18 protein-coding genes are annotated in these 15552 nt (G+C 63.5%); 16 read left to right on the forward strand and 2 right to left on the reverse strand.

The annotated features are described in order from the left end of the window. Nucleotides 1-34 precede the first annotated feature (34 nt). The 15 genes from urtB to V1292_RS11635 all read left to right on the forward strand — a co-directional run bounded on the left by urtB (nt 35) and on the right by V1292_RS11635 (nt 13550). Nucleotides 35-1648, forward strand: a complete 1614-nt coding sequence (urtB, locus tag V1292_RS11565; protein ID WP_334372622.1) for an urea ABC transporter permease subunit UrtB — start codon at nt 35-37, stop codon at nt 1646-1648. Then, nucleotides 1645-2811: an urea ABC transporter permease subunit UrtC gene (urtC, locus tag V1292_RS11570; RefSeq protein ID WP_334372624.1), complete on the forward strand. Its 1167-nt coding sequence runs from the start codon at nt 1645-1647 to the stop codon at nt 2809-2811. Before urtB ends, urtC begins: the two co-directional genes overlap by 4 nt. Before the next feature lie 4 nt (nt 2812-2815). After that, nucleotides 2816-3577, forward strand: coding sequence for an urea ABC transporter ATP-binding protein UrtD (gene urtD / locus V1292_RS11575; RefSeq protein WP_334372626.1), 762 nt, complete (start codon nt 2816-2818; stop codon nt 3575-3577). Between the two features lie 157 nt (nt 3578-3734). After that, the gene (gene urtE, locus V1292_RS11580; protein WP_334372627.1) at nt 3735-4430 is read left to right on the forward strand and encodes an urea ABC transporter ATP-binding subunit UrtE; all 696 of its coding nucleotides are present in this window, start codon (nt 3735-3737) and stop codon (nt 4428-4430) included. A gap of 44 nt (nt 4431-4474) precedes the next feature. Next, on the forward strand, nt 4475-5311 hold the full coding sequence (locus V1292_RS11585) for an urease accessory protein UreD (RefSeq protein WP_334372628.1): 837 nt from the start codon (nt 4475-4477) through the stop codon (nt 5309-5311). 40 nt (nt 5312-5351) lie between these two features. Next, nucleotides 5352-5654 (forward strand): urease subunit gamma, encoded by a 303-nt coding sequence (locus tag V1292_RS11590; protein WP_028349318.1) that lies wholly within the window; start codon nt 5352-5354, stop codon nt 5652-5654. Between the two features lie 131 nt (nt 5655-5785). Next, nucleotides 5786-6091 (forward strand): urease subunit beta, encoded by a 306-nt coding sequence (locus V1292_RS11595; RefSeq protein ID WP_065747475.1) that lies wholly within the window; start codon nt 5786-5788, stop codon nt 6089-6091. Nucleotides 6092-6471: 380 nt separating this feature from the next. Next, nucleotides 6472-6927 (forward strand): endonuclease domain-containing protein, encoded by a 456-nt coding sequence (locus V1292_RS11600; RefSeq protein ID WP_334372629.1) that lies wholly within the window; start codon nt 6472-6474, stop codon nt 6925-6927. Between the two features lie 124 nt (nt 6928-7051). Then, nucleotides 7052-8767 carry an urease subunit alpha gene (gene ureC, locus V1292_RS11605; RefSeq protein WP_334372631.1) on the forward strand — a complete coding sequence of 572 codons (1716 nt, stop codon included), beginning with the start codon at nt 7052-7054 and terminating at the stop codon, nt 8765-8767. Nucleotides 8768-8813: 46 nt separating this feature from the next. Continuing rightward, nucleotides 8814-9113: a putative quinol monooxygenase gene (locus V1292_RS11610; RefSeq protein ID WP_334372633.1), complete on the forward strand. Its 300-nt coding sequence runs from the start codon at nt 8814-8816 to the stop codon at nt 9111-9113. Between the two features lie 23 nt (nt 9114-9136). Further along, nucleotides 9137-9436, forward strand: a complete 300-nt coding sequence (locus V1292_RS11615; RefSeq protein WP_057841049.1) for a putative quinol monooxygenase — start codon at nt 9137-9139, stop codon at nt 9434-9436. A gap of 21 nt (nt 9437-9457) precedes the next feature. Continuing rightward, entirely contained in the window at nt 9458-10033 is a 576-nt protein-coding gene (locus V1292_RS11620) for an urease accessory protein UreE (RefSeq protein ID WP_334372634.1), read from the forward strand. Continuing rightward, nucleotides 10014-10751: an urease accessory protein UreF gene (locus V1292_RS11625; protein ID WP_334377010.1), complete on the forward strand. Its 738-nt coding sequence runs from the start codon at nt 10014-10016 to the stop codon at nt 10749-10751. Before V1292_RS11620 ends, V1292_RS11625 begins: the two co-directional genes overlap by 20 nt. A gap of 162 nt (nt 10752-10913) precedes the next feature. Then, the gene (gene ureG / locus V1292_RS11630) at nt 10914-11546 is read left to right on the forward strand and encodes an urease accessory protein UreG (protein WP_334372636.1); all 633 of its coding nucleotides are present in this window, start codon (nt 10914-10916) and stop codon (nt 11544-11546) included. A gap of 345 nt (nt 11547-11891) precedes the next feature. Next, nucleotides 11892-13550, forward strand: coding sequence for an HWE histidine kinase domain-containing protein (locus V1292_RS11635; protein ID WP_334372638.1), 1659 nt, complete (start codon nt 11892-11894; stop codon nt 13548-13550). Between the two features lie 114 nt (nt 13551-13664). Here V1292_RS11635 and V1292_RS11640 read toward each other — a convergent pair whose 3' ends face one another. Then, on the reverse strand, nt 13665-14213 hold the full coding sequence (locus V1292_RS11640; protein WP_028349310.1) for a sigma-70 family RNA polymerase sigma factor: 549 nt from the start codon (nt 14211-14213) through the stop codon (nt 13665-13667). After that, complete coding sequence (locus V1292_RS11645) at nt 14213-14404, reverse strand: NepR family anti-sigma factor (protein ID WP_028349309.1); 192 nt, start codon at nt 14402-14404, stop codon at nt 14213-14215. The genes V1292_RS11640 and V1292_RS11645 overlap by 1 nt, the downstream gene beginning before the upstream one ends. 314 nt (nt 14405-14718) lie before the next feature. Here V1292_RS11645 and V1292_RS11650 point away from each other — a divergent pair, with 314 nt between their 5' ends. After that, a complete protein-coding gene (locus tag V1292_RS11650; protein WP_065747466.1) occupies nt 14719-15525 on the forward strand; it encodes a response regulator in 807 nt (268 codons plus the stop codon). Nucleotides 15526-15552: the final 27 nt, after the last annotated feature.

Below are 15552 nucleotides of genomic sequence, written 5' to 3' on the forward strand. Positions count from 1 at the left end.
CCGCCTTCTCCCACACTCCTGCCGGGGTCGTATTGTGTCTGCCAATTTCCTTGATCGCTTTCGCGCGCTCCTGCTCGCGATCCTTTTGGCTGCGGCCTTTGCGGCGCCGGCGCTGGCGGGCCCGTTCGAGGACGCGGTCGCCAAGTTCGCCAACGACGATTTTTCCGACACGGATGAAGCGATCGGCACGGTCGCGACGTCGGGCAATCCGCTGGCCTTTCCGATCATTAGCGCGCTGCAGGAAGGGCGGCTGTCGGCCGATCCGGATACCAAGAAGGTTTTCGTTACCGGGAGCGACGGCAAGATCATCGATGCCGCGACCGGCGCTGCCGTGGACAAGCTGCCGGACAACGCGTCCGCCGTGCGCCTCAACAACCGTTTGCGCCGCGCCGTTGAGGCCGCGCTCGGCGGGTTGACGCTGCTGTCACCGGACCCGGCCAAGCGGATCGCGGCGGCGCAATCGGTGTTCAAGAGCCATGAGGAGAGCGCGCTGCCCGTAATCGACGGCGCCCTGGCGAAGGAGACCAACAAGTCCGTCAAGGCCGCCTTCGCGGAAGCCCGTGCCGCCATCCTGCTCTACAAGTCCGACGCGACGGAGGTCGAGAAGCTCGAAGCAGTCGCCGTCGTTAAGGCGCGCGGCGATCAGGAGGCGATGGCGCTCCTGACCGGGCTCGGCAGCGACCTGCCGCCCAACGTCGCGCGCGCCGTAGCAAGCGCGATTGCCTCGATCCAGAGCAATCTTGCGATGTGGTCGATGGTGCAGAACGCCTGGTACGGCCTGTCACTGGGCTCGGTGCTGCTGCTCGCCGCAATCGGCCTCGCTATCACGTTCGGCGTCATGGGCGTCATCAACATGGCCCATGGCGAGATGGTGATGCTGGGCGCCTACACCACCTTCGTGGTGCAGGAGATCATTCGCAGCAATTATCCCGGCCTGTTCGATTATTCGCTGCTGATCGCGGTGCCGCTGGCGTTCCTCGTCGCCGGCGCCGTCGGCGTGCTGATCGAGCGTGGCATCATCCGTTTCCTCTATGGCCGCCCGTTGGAAACGCTGCTCGCGACCTGGGGCCTGTCGCTGGTATTGCAGCAGGCCGTGCGCACCGCGTTCGGCCCCACCAACCGCGAGGTCGGCAATCCCTCCTGGATGAGCGGCGCGTTCGAGCTCGGCCAGATCACCATTACCTATAACCGGCTCTGGATTCTTTGCTTCACGCTCGCGGTCTTCGTCATCCTGCTCGCGATGCTGCGTTACACCGCTCTCGGGCTCGAGATGCGCGCGGTGACGCAGAACCGCCGCATGGCGGCCTCGATGGGCATCGCGACCTCGCGCGTCGATGCGCTGACCTTCGGTCTCGGCTCGGGGATCGCCGGGATTGCAGGCGTGGCGCTGTCGCAGATCGACAATGTCAGCCCCAATCTCGGCCAGAGCTACATCATCGATTCCTTCATGGTCGTCGTGTTTGGCGGCGTCGGCAATCTCTGGGGCACGCTGGTCGGCGCCTTCACGCTCGGCATCGCCAACAAGTTCCTGGAGCCGGTGGCCGGCGCCGTCCTCGGCAAGATCGCCATCCTCGTGCTGATCATCCTGTTCATCCAGAAACGTCCGCGCGGCCTGTTCGCGCTGAAGGGCCGGGCGGTGGAAGCATGACGCCGCACATCCTCACGCGCTCGCTCGACCGCAGCGCCACCATCTTCCTAATCGTCGTCGCCGGCCTCGGCGTGCTGATCCCGCTCTCCAATCTCCTGCTGCCTTCAGGCTCGGCGCTGCAGGTGCCGACCTATCTGGTCGCACTGTTCGGCAAATACGCCTGCTACGCCATCCTCGCGCTCTCGATCGACCTGATCTGGGGCTATTGCGGCATTCTCTCGCTCGGCCACGGCGCGTTCTTCGCGCTCGGCGGCTACGCCATGGGCATGTACTTGATGCGCCAGATCGGCAGCCGCGGCGTCTACGGCAATCCGATCTTGCCCGACTTCATGGTGTTTCTGAACTATCCGGCGCTGCCCTGGTACTGGCACGGCTTTGATATGTTCTGGTTTGCGGCGCTGATGGTCATTCTTGTTCCCGGCCTGCTCGCGTTCTGCTTCGGTTGGCTGGCGTTCCGCTCCCGCGTCACCGGCGTCTATCTCTCGATCATCACCCAGGCCATGACATATGCGCTGCTGCTGGCGTTCTTCCGCAACGATTTCGGTTTCGGCGGCAACAACGGTCTGACCGACTTCAAGGACATCCTCGGCTTCAATGTGCAGGCCGACGGCACCCGCGCCGCCTTGTTTGCCCTGAGTTGCCTGGCGCTGATCGTCACCTTCCTGATCTGCCGGGCGGTCGTGACGTCGAAGCTCGGCAAGGTCTTGATAGCGATCCGCGATGCCGAGTCGCGCACCCGTTTCCTCGGCTACCGCGTCGAATCCTACAAGCTGTTCGTGTTCACGCTGTCGGCCTGCATGGCCGGCGTCGCCGGCGCGCTCTACGTGCCGCAGGTCGGCATCATCAATCCAAGCGAATTTGCACCGGGCAACTCCATCGAGGCGGTGATCTGGGTCGCCGTCGGTGGCCGCGGCACGCTGGTGGGCGCCGCGCTTGGCGCTGTCGTCGTCAACTACGCAAAAACCTACTTCACCTCGGGCCCGCTGGCGCCCTACTGGCTGTTCATGCTGGGCGCGCTGTTCATCCTGGTGACGCTGCTGCTGCCAAAGGGGATCGTCGGCACCTTCAACGCCTGGCGGGAGTCCCGGAAGGCAACCGAAAAAGCCAATGCCGAAAGCGCTGCTCTCGAAGACCGCGTCGGCGAACCGAAGCCCGCGGAGTGAGCGCATGAGTGTCATGGAGGGAAGGACCACTTCCGCGCTGCTCTACCTCGACGGCGTGCATGTCGCGTTCGACGGCTTTCACGCCATCAACAACCTGTCGCTGACGCTTGAGCCCGGCGAGATGCGCGCCATCATCGGTCCGAACGGCGCCGGCAAGACCACGATGATGGACATCATCACCGGCAAGACCAAGCCGGACGAAGGCACGGTGCTGTTCGATGGCATGACCGACCTGACGCGGCTGGATGAGACCCATATCGCCGAACTCGGCATTGGCCGCAAATTCCAGAAGCCGACGGTGTTCGAGAGCCAGACCATCGAGGACAATCTGTTGCTGGCGCTCAATGTCGATCACAGCGTCAAGGGCACGCTGTTCTGGCGCGGCAACAGGGACGAATCCGAACGGATCGACCGCGTGCTCGAAACCATCCGCCTGACCGATGCGCGCAATCGTCTTGCGGGCAGCCTGTCACACGGCCAGAAGCAGTGGCTGGAGATCGGCATGCTGCTGGCGCAGGACCCAAAACTGCTGCTGGTCGACGAGCCGGTCGCGGGCATGACCGACGTCGAGACGCATCAGACCGCCGAGCTTCTGAAGGAAATCAACAAGGAAAAGACCGTCATGGTCGTCGAGCACGACATGACCTTCGTGCGCGAACTCGGCGTCAAGGTCACCTGCCTGCACGAAGGTACGGTGCTGGCGGAGGGGACCATCGATCAGGTCTCATCGAACGAGCGCGTGATTGAAGTGTATCTGGGAAGATGAAGAATATGCTGACGGTTCCTCGTGAAAGCTGTCATCGTCCGCGAAAGCGGACGATCCAGTACTCCGAGACGGTGAGCTTTACCGCAGAGGCTCGGCGTACTGGATACCCCGCCTTCGCGGGGTATGACGCCACCTCTCAGCCGAAGCGAAGTGCCAAATGCTGAAGGTCGACAACATCAATCTCTACTACGGCGCAGCACAAGCCTTGCGCGGCGTCTCGCTGTCCGCCGAGCCCGGCAAGGTGACGTGCGTGCTGGGCCGCAACGGCGTCGGCAAGACCTCGCTGCTCCGCGCGATGGTCGGCCAGTATCCGATCGCAGGCGGATCGATCATGCTTGATGGCAACGACATCACCAGCCTCAAGCCGTACGAGCGCGCGCGACGCGGCATCGGCTTCGTGCCGCAGGGCCGCGAAATTTTTCCGCTGCTCACGGTTGAGGAAAATCTCAAGACCGGCTTCGGGCCGCTCAAGCGCGAGGATCGCTATATCCCCGACGACGTGTTCTCGCTGTTTCCGGTGCTGAATACGATGCTGGGGCGCCGCGGCGGCGACCTCTCCGGCGGGCAACAGCAGCAGCTCGCGATCGGCCGTGCGCTGGTCATGCGGCCGAAACTGTTGCTATTGGACGAGCCGACCGAAGGCATTCAGCCCTCGATCATCAAGGACATCGGCCGCGCCATCTCTTACCTGCGCAGCCTCGGCAACATCGCGATCGTGCTGGTCGAACAATATCTCGACTTTGCCTGCGAGCTCGGCGACAATTTCGCGGTCATGGACCGTGGCGCGGTGAAATATGCCTGCGACCGCGCCAATCTCGATCCCGCGGAGATCAGTCGCCAGATGGCGCTGTAGCAAACGCGCTTTTGAGGTTGCCACGTAACGCCGTTGGGGGACGGATGCGGACCGATATTACGCGCGCGGCTTCAGCGACGTTCGCTGCCAATCGGGCCCAGGGCGCGGTGCGGTTCGGCGTGCATCTGCAGGATGGCGTCACCCGCCGCGGGGACTTGCACGAATCCGGTTCGCTCCGCGTGCGCTTTCCCTCTCCTGAAGCGGAAGGACTATTCGGAGTGTTCGTCAACACCGCCGGCGGCATTGCCGGCGGAGACCGCTTCGATATCGATATCGGGGCAGGCGAGGGCACCCGGCTGACGCTGACAACGGCGGCGGCCGAGAAGGTCTATCGCGCCCCCGGCGCCGCCGCCCAGCTCAGCATCGCCCTGAAGGCGGAAGCCGGTGCGCATCTCGCCTGGCTGCCGCAGGAAACCATCCTGTTCGACCGAGCGCGAATTGTCAGGCGCATCGACATCGATCTGGCCGAAGACGCCTCGCTTCTGCTCTGCGAAATCGTCGTGTTCGGCCGTGCCGCGATGGGTGAAACGATGCGGCACGGCGAGTTCGTCGACCGTTGGCGCCTGCGCCGCGGCGGCAAGCTGGTGTTTGCGGAGACCATCCGGCTCGACGGCGACATCGGCGCAAAGCTGGCGCGGCCGGCTGTTGCGAAAGGCGGCGTCGCCATCGGCACCGCGCTGATCGTGCCGGGCGAAGAGGCGATCGTGGAGCGGATCCGCGAAGCCTCGGAAGCGTTCGGCGGCGAGGTCGGCATCTCCTGCTGGAATGGATTTGCAATGGCGCGCTTCTGTGCCCAAGATGCGGCCCGGCTGCGCGCCGATATGATGACGGTGCTCGGCCGTGCCGGCGGCGCAGCGCTACCAAGACTTTGGCTCAATTAACCGCTGTGGCTCAACTAGAGACAATCACCAGAGTGCTCGCATGAATCTCTCCCCCCGCGAAAAGGACAAGCTCTTGATCTCGATGGCGGCCATGGTGGCGCGCCGCAGGCTCGAGCGCGGCGTCAAGCTCAACCACCCCGAGGCGGTCGCCATCATCTCCGACTTCATCGTCGAGGGCGCCCGCGACGGCCGCACCGTCGCCGAACTGATGCAGGCCGGCGCCCAGGTCCTGACCCGCGCGCAGGTGATGGATGGCATTCCCGAGATGATCCACGACATCCAGGTCGAAGCGACGTTTCCGGATGGGACCAAGCTCGTCACTGTGCATGAGCCGATAAGGTAGTCATCGTCATTCCGGGGCGGCCGCAAAGCGGCCGAACCCGGAATCCAGAGATTGTTGATCGAGATTCTCAGATGCGCAATCGCGCACCATAGTTCGCCCTTCGGGCGCCCCGGAATGACAGAGGAGGGTACATGATCCCCGGCGAACGCTTCATCAAGGACGGCGAGATCGAACTCAACGCCGGCCGCAAGACGGTGACGCTCACCGTCGCCAATACCGGCGACCGCCCGATCCAGGTCGGCTCGCACTACCACTTCTTCGAGACCAACCCCGCACTGAAGTTCGACCGCAAGAAATCCCGCGGCATGCGCCTCGACATCGCCGCCGGCACCGCGGTGCGTTTCGAGCCCGGCCAGACCCGCGACGTGCAACTCGTCGCACTCGCCGGCAAGCGCACCATCTACGGATTCCGCGGCGACGTGCAGGGGAAGCTGTGAATTCCAAGGACGCGCTGTGATCGTTCGTGAGGTGAGCACACCGGCAGGGCTCCCTCCCCCCTTGCGGGGGAGGGTTGGGGAGAGGGGTATGTCGCCGCGGGCTCGGACCGGAGAGAGTCGTCGCGGTGCGAACCAAACTGGAAAGAGGATCGACAGTCTTGCAGCCGCGATCCGGCAAGCATCGGAGCAAGCGGTACCCCTCTCCCTAACCCTCTCCCGCAAGGGGAGAGGGAACCCATCCGCCGGTGCGTCCCTGACTGGTGCCATCACATCAGGGGCGCACCAATATGCAACGTGAGGTGAGCACGCTGGTACGGCTCCCTCCCCCCTTGCGGGGTCCGAGGCGAGCGAAGCTCGCTCTCGAGGTTGGGGAGAGGGGTATGCCGCACGACGAGGTAAGCAAGGTTCAGCGCGATCGCGCCAAGCGCTTAAGGCGCGAGATGACTCGTGCGGAGACGTTGCTATGGCGCCATCTAAAAGCGAAACGGCTCGCGGGGCTAGGATTTCGCCGCCAGGTCCCGATGGGCAATTACGTCGCGGATTTCGCTGCTCACTCTTGCAAGCTCGTCATTGAGATCGATGGCGAGAGCCACGATTTCGAGGAGCGCATTCGACACGACATTACGCGTGACCAATGGTTTGAATCTCGCGGCTATCGCGTACTGCGCTTCACCAACGACGACGTAATGAAGAATCTTGAGGGCGTTGTTCTTTTCATTCTGCAGGCAGCGGAGCAAGCGGCACCCCTCTCCCTAACCCTCTCCCGCAGGGGGAGAGGGAACCCGTCCGCTGGTGCGTCCCTGACTAATGCCAAAGACGTCGAGGAGCAGTCGTGATGCGATGTGAGGTGAGCACGCTGGTCAGGCTCCCTCTCCCCTTGCGGGAGAGGGTTGGGGAGAGGGGTGGCCGCGAGTTGCCAAGCCCGCAATGGGCACGAAACACCGAAAGCTGGAGGCCGTCATGTCCGTGAAAATCAAACGTAGCGTCTATGCCGACATGTTCGGGCCGACCACTGGCGACAAGGTGCGGCTGGCCGATACCGATCTCATCATCGAGGTGGAAAAGGACTTCACCACCTATGGCGAGGAAGTGAAGTTCGGCGGCGGCAAGGTGATCCGCGACGGCATGGGGCAGTCGCAGGTCACCAATCGACAGGGTGCGGCCGATACCGTCATCACCAATGCGCTGATCGTCGATCACTGGGGCATCGTCAAGGCCGACGTCGCGATCAAGGAGGGCATGATCGCGGCGATCGGCAAGGCCGGCAATCCCGATATCCAGCCCGGCGTCACCATCATCATCGGCCCCGGCACCGACGTCATCGCCGGCGAAGGAAAAATTCTCACCGCCGGCGGCTTCGATAGCCACATCCATTTCATCTGCCCGCAGCAGATCGAGCATGCGCTGATGAGTGGCGTCACCTCGATGCTGGGCGGCGGCACCGGACCCTCGCACGGCACCTTTGCGACCACCTGCACGCCCGGCCCCTGGCACATGGGCCGGATGATCCAGTCGTTCGACGCCTTCCCGGTCAATCTCGGCATCTCAGGCAAGGGCAATGCCGCCCGCCCCGCTGCGCTGGTCGAGATGATCAAGGCCGGCGCCTGCGCGCTGAAGCTGCACGAGGATTGGGGCACCACGCCGGCCGCGATCGACAACTGTCTCGCCGTCGCCGACGATTACGACGTCCAGGTGATGCTGCATTCGGACACGCTGAACGAATCCGGCTTCGTCGAGGACACGGTAAAAGCCTTCAAGGGCCGCACCATCCATGCCTTCCACACCGAGGGCGCGGGCGGCGGGCACGCACCCGATATCATCAAGATCGCCGGCCTGAAGAACGTGCTGCCGTCCTCGACCAACCCGACGCGTCCGTTCACGCGCAACACCATCGACGAGCATCTCGACATGCTGATGGTGTGCCACCATCTCGATCCGTCGATTGCGGAGGATCTCGCGTTCGCCGAAAGCCGCATCCGCAAGGAGACCATCGCAGCCGAAGACATCCTGCACGATCTCGGAGCGCTTTCGATGATGTCGTCGGATTCGCAGGCGATGGGCCGGCTCGGCGAAGTCATCATCCGCACCTGGCAGACCGCCGACAAGATGAAGAAGCAGCGCGGCGCGCTGCCCGAGGACAGGGGCAACGACAACGACAATTTCCGCGTCAAGCGCTACATTGCCAAATACACCATCAACCCATCGATCGCGCATGGCGTCTCGAAGCTGATTGGATCAATCGAGAAAGGCAAGCTCGCCGATCTCGTGCTGTGGTCGCCGGCGTTCTTCGGCGTCAAGCCGGACTGCATCATCAAGGGCGGCTCGATCGTGGCTGCTCCCATGGGCGATCCCAACGCCTCCATTCCCACGCCGCAGCCCGTGCATTACCAGCCGATGTTCGCAGCCTTCGGCAAGTCGCTGACCGCATCCTCGGTGGTGTTCACCTCGAAGGCCGCCGTCACCGGCGGGCTGGCGCGCAAGCTCGGCATCACGAAGCAGCTCTATCCCGTCAAGAACACCCGCGGCGGCATCTCCAAGAAGAGCATGATCCATAACGGCGCCACCCCGAAGATCGAGGTCGATGCCGAGACCTATGAGGTGCGCGCAGACGGCGAGCTCCTGACATGCGCGCCCGCCGAGGTCCTGCCCATGGCGCAGCGCTATTTCATGTTCTAAGGTTGATCCCGGAACTTTAGCCAGAACAAAGTCCGGGAGGATCTAAGTGATTTACGTCGTTGCCACGCTGACCATAAAACCCGAAACGCGCGCCGATTTCATCGCCGCCGCCACCGCCTGCATCAAGGAAACCCGCAAAGAGCCGGGCAACATCGCCTATGACCTGCATGAGAGCGTCACCGATCCCTCAAAAATGGTGTTCGTCGAGCAGTGGGAAAATGCCGAGGCGCTGGTGCCGCATCGTGGCGCCGAGCACATGAAGATCTTCGGTCGCGTCGCCGTGAAATGCATGTCGGCGCCGCCGAAGATCGAAGTGATCACGCCCGAAAAGGTCGACGTCCGCTAATCAAGAAACACGGGAACAAACCTATGATCTATGTCATCGCCACCACGCCGATGAAGCCGGAAAACAAGGACGACTTCATCAAGGGGCACAAGGCCTGCATCGCCGAAACGCGGAAGGAGAAAGGCTGCATCTCCTATGAGGGCCATGTCAGCGTGAACGATCCAAATCTATATGTGGTGGTGGAGCGCTGGGAGACGCGCGACGACCTCAATGCGCATGGCCGTGCGCCCCACATGAAGGTGTGGCGGGAATATTCCTCGCAAATGAAGACCGCGCCGACGGTGATCGAGATCATCAGCGACGGCAAGGTGGAGAAATTCTGACGTGTCTTTGAGCAGGGTGCCATGATCCGCGCGACAACAGTCCTGGGCCAGCATCGCTGGACGCAATCGGCGGCCGATACCGTCGTGCTCGATTTCGACGATCGGCATCGGCGGCGGATGGCGATGACCGGCACGCGCGGGCTGGAATTCCTGCTCGACCTGGAGAACGCGGTGGCGCTGCGCGGCGGTGACGCGCTGGTGCTGGAGGACGGCAGGCTGATCGAGGTGGTCGCGGCCGCCGAGCCCCTGATCGAGATCCGGGGCGTCGATCCCTTGCATCTGGTCCGCATCGCCTGGCATCTCGGCAACCGCCATTTGCCGACCCAGATCATGCCGAAGGGCCTGCGCATCCGCCGCGATCATGTCATCGAGGCGATGGTGAAGGGGCTGGGTGCGCGCATCATCGAGATCGAGGCGCCGTTCGATCCCGAAGGCGGCGCCTATGCGCAGGCTTCGCATGATCATGCCGCGCACCACCACGGCCACGGCCATGATCATCACCATGATGATGATCATGCGCACCATCACCATCACGACGAACAATGCGACCACGATCATCACCACCACGATCACTCCCATGCTCATGACCACAAGTGAGCCTGCGCCCGCCGGCGCGAGCAGCGGAATGAATGCGGAGGAGTCAGCGGCGCTGTACCGCCTGATGACCTGGCTGTCGCCGTCCTTCCCGGTCGGTGCATTCTCTTATTCCAGCGGCATCGAATGGGCGGTGGAGGCGGGCGATATCACCGACGCCGTATCGCTGCGCGACTGGCTGGCCGCGGTGCTGGTTGATGGTTCCGGCTTCTGCGACGCCGTGTTTCTGGCGCAGGCGTATCGCGCCGCGTCCGTGCAGGACGCCACGGCGTTGCGCGAGATTGCTGAACTCGCCGCCGCCTTCGTGCCCTCGCGCGAGCGTCAGCTCGAGACGACGACGCAGGGCCGCGCCTTCATCGATATCGCGCGCGCCGCCTGGGCTTGCGACGGGCTCGACAGCATGGTTGCCGCGAGCGGCAGCGCGATCGTTTATCCCGTCGCGGTCGGTGTCGTCAGCGCCGCCCATGCCGTTCCGCTTGCGCCGGCAATGCATGCCTTCCTGCATGCCGTGGTGTCGAATTGGATTTCCGCCGGCGCGCGCCTCGTGCCGCTCGGGCAAACCGACAGCCAGCGCATTCTCGCGAGCCTGGAAACCGAGGTCGCTGCAACGGCGAAGCGCGCGCTCGCCGCCTCGCTCGACGATCTCGGCAGCGCCACCTTCCGCGCCGATCTCGCCAGCCTCCGCCACGAGACGCAGTATACGCGGCTGTTCCGGTCATGAGGGACGTGAATTTTTCATCATCCGTCGTCCCTGCGAACGCAGGGACCCATAACCACGGGCGTTCATTTTGCGAAGGTCGTCGGCCACCGCGATTCATTGCGGGGCCGCGGCGTATGGGTCCCTGCGTTCGCAGGGACGACGACAATCGAGAGAGCTGCGCACATGTCTAAATCTCACGGCCCGCTTCGGATCGGCGTCGGCGGTCCCGTCGGCTCCGGCAAGACCGCGCTGATGGACCTGCTCTGCAAGTCGATGCGCGAGCACTACGACATCGCCGCCATCACCAACGACATCTACACCAAATGGGACGCCGAATTCCTGGTGCGCTCGGGTTCGCTGACGCCGGACCGCATCGCCGGCGTCGAGACCGGCGGCTGCCCGCACACCGCGATCCGCGAGGATGCATCGATGAATCTCGCGGCGGTCGCCGACATGCGCGCGAAATTTCCCGATCTCGATCTGGTGCTGATCGAGTCCGGCGGCGACAATCTCGCCGCAACGTTTTCTCCCGAGCTCGCCGATCTCACGATCTACGTGATCGACGTTGCCGCCGGCGACAAGATTCCCTCCAAGGGCGGCCCCGGCATCACCCGCTCGGACCTCCTCGTCATCAACAAGATCGACCTGGCGCCTTATGTCGGCGCGTCGCTGGAGAAGATGGAGACTGACGCCAAGCGGATGCGCGGCGAGCGGCCGTTCGTGATGACCAATTTGAAGAAGAGCGAGGGGCTCGATCGCATCATCGGCTTCATCGAGACCAAGGGCGGCCTGCGCCCGGCCGCAAAGGCCCGGTAGGCCCGGGGTAGCCGGCCCGCGGGGCCCGAACAGGCGGCCGAACGAAGGTCAGGCCAGCGGCGCATTAACATTAATGCTCGGTCTGCCGCCGTAGCCTTCGGATTTGTCCGTCCGCGCCGGAACCAAATCGACGCTGTCAGATTATCATCTTCTGGCGCCGCCAAATCAGCGTTAACGGCTGCCGTGTTGTGTTTGCCCGCTGCCAAGCTGTCAGTTGCGTGCTGATGATCGCTCCGTCATATTCGCCGCGCTTGGCCTTCGCGCTATTGCCACGTGTCTCTGCCCCGGCAGACCTCGAAATGCTTCCAATACGTCTTCGCCAACACGTCATTCCTGAGTAAGCGAGTGGTTCGGCTGGGCTTCATTATCGGCTTTATCGCGCTGATCGGAGTTTTGCTCTCCGGTCTCGCAGCCTATCGCGTCCACGAGCAGGAACTGGCGATCGACGGCATCGCGCTGTCGCGCGCCATCGACGTTCATGCCAGCCTGGTGCAGGACCGGCTGACCGAGCGCGAATTGCTCGCACGCGTTGCATCCGGCTTGTTTCGCTCACCCTCAGTAGTGAAGGCCAACATGCTGCAGCCGCTGCGCTCGGCGATCTATGCGTTCAAGACCGATTTCGTGAGCGCGTTCTGGATCGCGCGTCTCAAGCCGGGCGATCTGGCGGCCGCGCAGGCGGAGCTGAAGGGGGCCGGCTTCACCAATCCGACGATCAGGGATTTCGACGACAAGCCGCTGGATCTCCGGACCATCAACAAGCCGATCGACGTGCTGATGGATCTCGAGCCGCGCAGCCCGGACACGCTGGGTTTTCCCGGCCGCGCCTACGACCGGCACTCGGTGATCGGGCCGATGCTGGCGCAGGCGGCGGCAACCGGCAAGCCGCTGGCGTCGGACCCGATCCCGCTGTTGCGCCAGCACGGGCCGATCGGCCTCGTGCTGGCGTCTCCGATTCTGCTGGAGGGCAGTTCGGAGCCGGCCGGCTTCGTCACCTTTTCCTACGAGCTGGCGCCGCTGATGCTGACCGATGACGACCGCTCGCTGTTCTCGGTGGTGTTGAAGGACCCGGATGACGCCAACGACGAATACGTCGCCAACGACCAGGGCGTCATCACCCTGCGGGCGGTGAGGCAGGGCGATCCGTTGCCGTCGGTGGTGCGGACGGTGACGTTCGGCGCCCGCGACTGGTCGCTCGCCTATTACGCCAAGAACAACGCCGCGCAGCGTGCGCAGCAGACCGCGATCGTCGTGGCGGCCATTGGGCTGGCGCTCACCGGCATCGTCTGCGGCTTGTTCGGCTATGTCGCCTACAACAATCTGCGGCTCAGCCGCGAGATCCAGGTGCGGATCGGTTTCGAGCGGCGCTTGACCGCCGTCATCGACGAGCTCAACCACCGGGTCAAGAACATCCTGGCCGTGATCCAGTCGATCGTGACGCGCACGTTGCGTCACGGCTCCGACATGGATGTGGCACGCGAGCTGTTGATCGGCCGCATTCATGCGATGTCGAACGTGGTAACGCTGCTCAGCGAAAGCCAGTGGCAGGGCGTCAAGCTCAAGGGCCTGTTCGAGTCGCGCGCGATTCCGCATGCCGACCGCATTGTCGTCAACGGCCCGGATATCGCCGTCAGCGCGCGCGCCGCGCAGTCGCTCTCGCTGTTGTTTTTCGAGCTGGCCTCGCACTCCGATGAGGGCCTGTCGCTGGTCGGCAAGCATCCGCATATCGTCGCGAACTGGGAAGTCTCAGGCGAGGAGCCCGACACGATCTTTCATTTCCGCTGGGAAGAGTTCAACACCAGCGCGGCGACACGGCGCGAAGACTCGGATTTCGGCCTCATCCTGCTCGACCGCGTCGCTCCCGAAGCGCTCGGCGGCACCGCAAAACGCTACTTCACCGATGTCAGCTATGTCTACGAACTCATCGCGCCAATGGCCACGGTGGTCGACATGACCGAGCGCGATCGCACGGGCGAGATTTCCGCGCCGGTACGGCCGGTAAAGTAGGTCACGCTCCGTTAGCCTGTCGTCTCTGCGAACGCAAGGCATCACGTCCAGGTTACGATAACGACAAAAAAGGCGGCCGCTCGGGCCGCCCTTTTCCGTGTCGTCTCGGTCGCGTCAGCCGCCATTGCCGCCGATCACGGCGCGCACGGTCTCGTCAGGTCCGAAATCCTCGGCGCCCTCGACATAGAGCAACGCGGAGAGTTTCGAGCGCGCGCGGTTGACGCGGCTCTTGATGGTGCCGACCGCGCAGCCGCAGATGGCGGCGGCGTCCTCGTAGGAGAAGCCGGAGGCACCGACCAGGATCAACGCTTCGCGCTGGTCCTGCGGCAGCTTGTCGAGCGCTGTGCGAAACTCCTCGAACTCCAGATGCGCGTTTTGCGACGGCTGGGTCTTCAAAGTTTTCGCGTAATTGCCCTCGGCGTCCTCCACCTCGCGCCGCCGCTTGCGATAGTCCGAGCGAAACAGGTTGCGCAGGATGGTGAACAACCAGGCCGGCAGGTTCGAGCCGGGCTGGAACGAGTCAATGTTGGCAATGGCGCGCAGCAACGTCTCCTGCACCAGGTCGTCTGCACGATCACCATTGCCCGAGAGCGAGATCGCGAACGCGCGCAGGCTGGGTACCGACGCCAAAATGTCGTCGCGAAGAGAGTCTGTGAGAGGCATTAGTCCCTCCCGTCTTCTTGTTTGTCGATTTGGGCCGCCGCCGCCTCCGGCCCATCGAGCTTCCGGATCAGCTCCGCAAAGCGGTCCGGCACGCCCTGTCGGACCACATCATCGTACATGGCGCGGAGCTGGTGGCCGATCCTTGATTGAATCTCGGCATTGAGCCCGCCCTGCTTTTTTGCTTCCTTCATGGTCTGATCCACGCTTCCCCGAGAGTTAATTCTCTGTGGTTTCAAGAGGTTACCTCGAAATTGGGCCTAGGCCGCCGCGTTATAGGTCAAAGGCTAATGCGAATATCTGCGGATGGTTCCGAAATCTGGGAACCTTTTTTGGAACTTTTTTGCCTTCCGCGAGTAGTCGGGGTGACAGGGGAACCGGGTCCCCCCGAATCGAGCCTTAAAAAACTTTTAAATTGGCGCCGGACGCGGCGCACGAGGTTACGTCCGCCCAGATGCGACCCTAAGTAACGGCCATGGATACGGCCCAAGACAAGGATGGTATGGGGATGTCCCGATCACAGCTCGTTGCTGAACATCTGCCGCTGTTGCGGCGCTATGCCCGTGCGCTCACCGGAAACCAGGCCTCGGGCGATGCTTATGTGGCCGCCATGCTGGAGGCCCTGCTGCAGGATGCCTCGCTGCTGGATGAACGGTACGGCCCGCGCGCCGGGCTGTTCAAGCTGTTCACCCAGATCTGGAATTCGGTCTCGCTCAACGACAATCCTGATGTCGCGACATTGGCGCTGCCGCCGGAGCGGCGGCTGTCGAACATCACGCCGCTGCCGCGGCAGGCGTTCCTCTTGCTGTCGCTCGAAGGCTTCTCCGAGGAAGAGGTGGCGTTCATTCTCAATACCGACATCGCCGAGACCCGGCAGTTGACGGATACCGCCGGCCGCGAGATGGCGGCCGAAATCGCTACCGACGTCCTGATCATCGAGGACGAGACCTTCATCGCGATGGATCTCGAGAGCCTCGTGAAGAACCTCGGTCACAATGTTATCGGCGTCGCCCGCACCCATGCCGACGCGGTCGCGCTCGCCAAGAACAAGAAGCCCGGCCTGATCCTCGCCGACATCCAGCTCGCCGACGGCTCGTCGGGCCTGGATGCGGTCAATGAATTGCTGCGCGCGTTCGAGGTGCCGGTGGTGTTCATCACCGCTTACCCCGAGCGCTTCCTGACCGGCGAACGCCCCGAGCCCGCGTTCCTGATCTCAAAACCGTTCCAGCCCGCAATGGTTTCGGCGGTCGCGAGCCAGGCGCTGTTCTTCCAGCGCAACTCGCGCAATCGCACCCCGCGCGCGGCCACCGGCTGACGGGAGCCTTGTAGCGAGAGCAGTAAC

It is taken from the genome of Bradyrhizobium sp. AZCC 1719 (assembly GCF_036924525.1).
Classification (GTDB): Bacteria; Pseudomonadota; Alphaproteobacteria; order Rhizobiales; family Xanthobacteraceae; genus Bradyrhizobium.